This is a genomic window from Bartonella florencae, from assembly GCF_000312525.1.
Classification (GTDB): Bacteria; Pseudomonadota; Alphaproteobacteria; order Rhizobiales; family Rhizobiaceae; genus Bartonella; species Bartonella florencae.
The window spans coordinates 550,700-554,198 of sequence record NZ_HE997452.1 but is presented as its reverse complement, the minus strand read 5'-3'; the positions used below and the strand labels follow the sequence as shown (position 1 = coordinate 554,198).

Sequence of the window (3,499 nt, the reverse complement as noted above, 5' to 3'; positions counted from 1 at the left end):
CAGGGGGGCAAAATACAGAAGCCCCAACCCCACAGCGCAATACCGCAACAGATACGCAGCCAGTTCACCATGTCTCCGCATCCCACCATACGGACAGCACGCCCCAGACGCCCAATACGCCCAGTATTGGCAGGGTTCTCTGCGCAAGGGGGGATATTCCCTCTGCCACACAGCATACTTTTCCCCCAACCAATGAGAGCTCCAATCACCCCCCCAATCAACACATCAATGGGCACTCCAATCGGATGATTGTCATCACTGAAGGAGAAATAGATGCGCTTTCGCTCGCTGCCTATGGATATCCAGCACTCTCCCTACCCTTTGGAGGGGGAGTTGGGGGCAAACACAACTGGATTGAAAATGAATTTGATCATTTAGAATCTTTTGAAACGATTTTTTTAGCCACCGATATGGATAAGCCTGGTGAAGAAGCCGCCCATGAAATAGCCAGCAGGCTTGGCCGTCATCGCTGCTACCGTGTCCGCTTGCCCCGCAAAGATGCCAATGAATGTTTAACCGCTGGCATTGATGCAGCCACCATAAAATCTGCCTTTTCCACTGCCAAAAGCTTTGCACCAGCAGGCTTACGGCGTGCCTCAGACTATAAAGAAAAAGTCATAGACCTCTTTTGGCCAGAGCCTGAGCAACATATTGGCTATACGCTTCCCTATCCTAAACTCAACGGCAAATTGCATTTCCGCCCAGCAGAATTAACGCTATGGAGCGGTGCCAGTGGTGCAGGAAAAAGCCAATTGTTATCCGACTGTATACCCCATTGGATTGCGCAAAACAGCAGACTTTGCTTAGCCTCGCTAGAGATGAAAGGGGAACAATCCCTGCGTCGTTTAACCAAACAAACCGGCGGTTTAGAACAGCCCACAAAAGAGATGATTGAACGGATTCTCCATTTTTTAGACAAGGGACTTATTCTTTATGAGCATGTCGGCAAATCGAGTGTCGACAGCTTGCTGGATGTCTTTGACTATTGCCGTGCGCGCTATGGCTGCGATCAGTTTATCATCGACAGTCTGATGCGGCTTGGCATTTCCTCCGATGATTATGCGGGTCAAGAACAAGCGGTTTATAAAATGGTTGATTGGGCTGTTTTAAACAATGTGCATCTTCATCTTGTTGCCCATGCCCGCAAAGGAGGGCTGGATAAAGATATCCCCGGCACAGAAGATATCAAAGGCGCCTCCGAGATTGGTGCCAATGCCTTTAATATTATCACCATTTGGCGCAATCGAGCACTCGAAGACAAAATTTTTGCCGCCTCGTTAACACAAGAAAAAACAGGTTTAGCCACACGCCCTGGCGTCATTATGAATATCGCCAAACAACGTTCCGGTGATTTTGAAGGCAAAATAGGACTTTGGTTTGACCAGCAAACCTATCGCTATCGCTGTTCCCCTGAACGCCCCATCAACCCACAACGTTACTTGGAGCGCCCCATCAACCCCACGCCTTAAAAACGCCTCTTCCATCACACAGACCCATCCTGCTCTCTGATAAAGAGAAAGCAAGAGAAATACCCCAACACAGGTAAAGACATTCTCATTTGAGAACCAAAGCCAGCTCAACCGCAATTTTTTTGCTCCCAGAGAAACAAACAAAAGGACAAGTGCCAAAATGCAAGAAAACAGCAGAAAATTCAAAATACGCAAAGATCTCTGCCCCAGAGAATCATGGCGCTCCTGCACAAACAAACCGACGAGCAATTTCAACAATATAGCAAACACCAACACTGCCAAGAATATCACTCTTATTTCATCGATATCCCTTACGCCGGCATAAAAAGCCACAGGATCACGCCCACCACGCAACAAAACCCCACAAACCTTTAAAAACCTTTACCACGCAACAGGCAGACTCTTACCCCCCCCAGATGCAGCACAGCAAAGAGAGTACCAAAAATACAAGAAAACACTGCCCCCTTCAAGAACAACACAGTTCCACGCCCCCCGCACAGGCCAACACACCCCCGCACAGGGCCAACACGCCCCCGCACGGGGCCCACAACACACCCCGCACGGAGCCCCACAACACACCCCGCACGGGGCCCACAACACACCCCGCACGGGGCCCACAACACACCCCCGCACGGGGCCCCACAACACACACCCGCACGGGGCCCACAACACACCCCCGCACAGGCCCCACACCCACAAACCAATGACAGCGCCAACAGAATGCTACCATCCCTCACCCTTAATTTTCTCTTACAGCAAAGGAGCAAGAACCTATCCTGCAACAAACAGACAAGCGGCATAATCGGCATTTTTTGCATGCCCATTTCTTTACGTCAAAGAAGCACATTGATAATTTTTGAGGACATAATATGAATCATCAAGAGAAGAAAAAAAATCAGACAGCCATTTTTACTCCCTCTCACAAGTGTCAAGAGCAACCGCACATTGGTCACTTAAAGACGCAAGAAATCGCTGTTGAAACGCGCAATCCCCATTTTCAAGCAACACATCCAGAAAGCTCCAGCAATCCGCGTAGTATCAAAGCCATTGCTAATGCAAAAGGCCACCCCATTGCGCTGTTATATGCCAAAGGACATCTCAGCAACGCACAATATAAAGCAGCAGAGCGCTTTTATGTTTATTGGCGTCAAAGTCAGGCAGACCTCCATATGAGCCCCGACTACACGCGTGAAAAGGTTTCCTGTAGCCAAGGGCATACACATTCCATTGAGCGCCAAATAGAAGCCTCCAATCATTTACAAATCGTCAAAGTGCAGCTTGGTATTCTTGGCTATGCGCTTATCGAGAAGGTTGTTGGTTATGGTCAAGCGATCAAAGAATTAAGCCCATTAAAGCGCAAACAAAACTCCCTTGCCGACCATCTACGAGATTGTTTAGACCTTTTAGCCTTTCATTGGGGATACACAAATGAGAGAAAAATAAATCGCCAATATTCCAAGTTAACGCCCGCCTCAAACAGCTCCCACTCCAAACAATAAGAGTGCAAATGAAAACATCCCCCATCACAAACCGCCCCCAAAAATCACATGAGCCAAAATCATTGCAGCAAAAATAGCCCTTATAAAAGAATAAAGAGATTTTTCTCATAACAAGAAAAATACTCATCCCCTTCTAAAACACTCTTTATAAGATGCGTTTTGAATGAAATATATTAATGCTATCTTACACTCTTAAGTTGAGAATCAAATAACAGTTATTAACCATTTATTAACCATAATAAGTATTCATTATGTTTATTATCTGCCATGCCACTATCTCTTAGGCACAGCATTCATAAAGCTTGTGCCAATAAAATGACATCTAATAAAGACCAAGTAGCAACGTCCAAATATACTCATTTTTATAGATTTTTCAGTTACTTTTGCTCTTATACTATCCTGCTCATTTTATAATTTTATGATACAATTCTTACCAAATTCAAAAACACAAAAACTAATCAAAATAAGAATAAAAATTATAAATTTTCTTGACTCTCTCTTATTTTCTTACCAAATATGCCAATCCTTTCG

Annotated in this window: 2 protein-coding genes and 1 pseudogene; 2 read left to right on the top strand and 1 reads right to left on the bottom strand. The window is 45.6% G+C overall.

The genetic code is table 11. The features are described 5' to 3' along the window. The coding region (locus BN202_RS10545; protein ID WP_198005544.1) for a hypothetical protein at positions 1–224 on the bottom strand (224 nt) is incomplete at its 3' end. Here BN202_RS10545 and BN202_RS05215 point away from each other — a divergent pair. Together BN202_RS05215 and BN202_RS05205 are read left to right on the top strand one after the other, a co-directional pair. After that, positions 168–1,469: pseudogene (locus BN202_RS05215) on the top strand (bifunctional DNA primase/helicase); the annotation flags it as partial. The gene BN202_RS10545 and the pseudogene BN202_RS05215 sit on opposite strands and share 57 nt — an antisense overlap. An 869-nt stretch (positions 1,470–2,338) precedes the next feature. Beyond that, a complete protein-coding gene (locus BN202_RS05205; protein WP_019219538.1) occupies positions 2,339–2,968 on the top strand; it encodes a hypothetical protein in 630 nt (209 codons plus the stop codon). The last annotated feature ends 531 nt before the right edge of the window (positions 2,969–3,499 follow it).

What these genes read in the sequence shown, in the direction of transcription:
- BN202_RS05205 (WP_019219538.1), top strand. Translation starts at nt 2,339, where the DNA reads ATGAATCATCAAGAGAAGAAAAAAAATCAGACAGCCATTTTTACTCCC.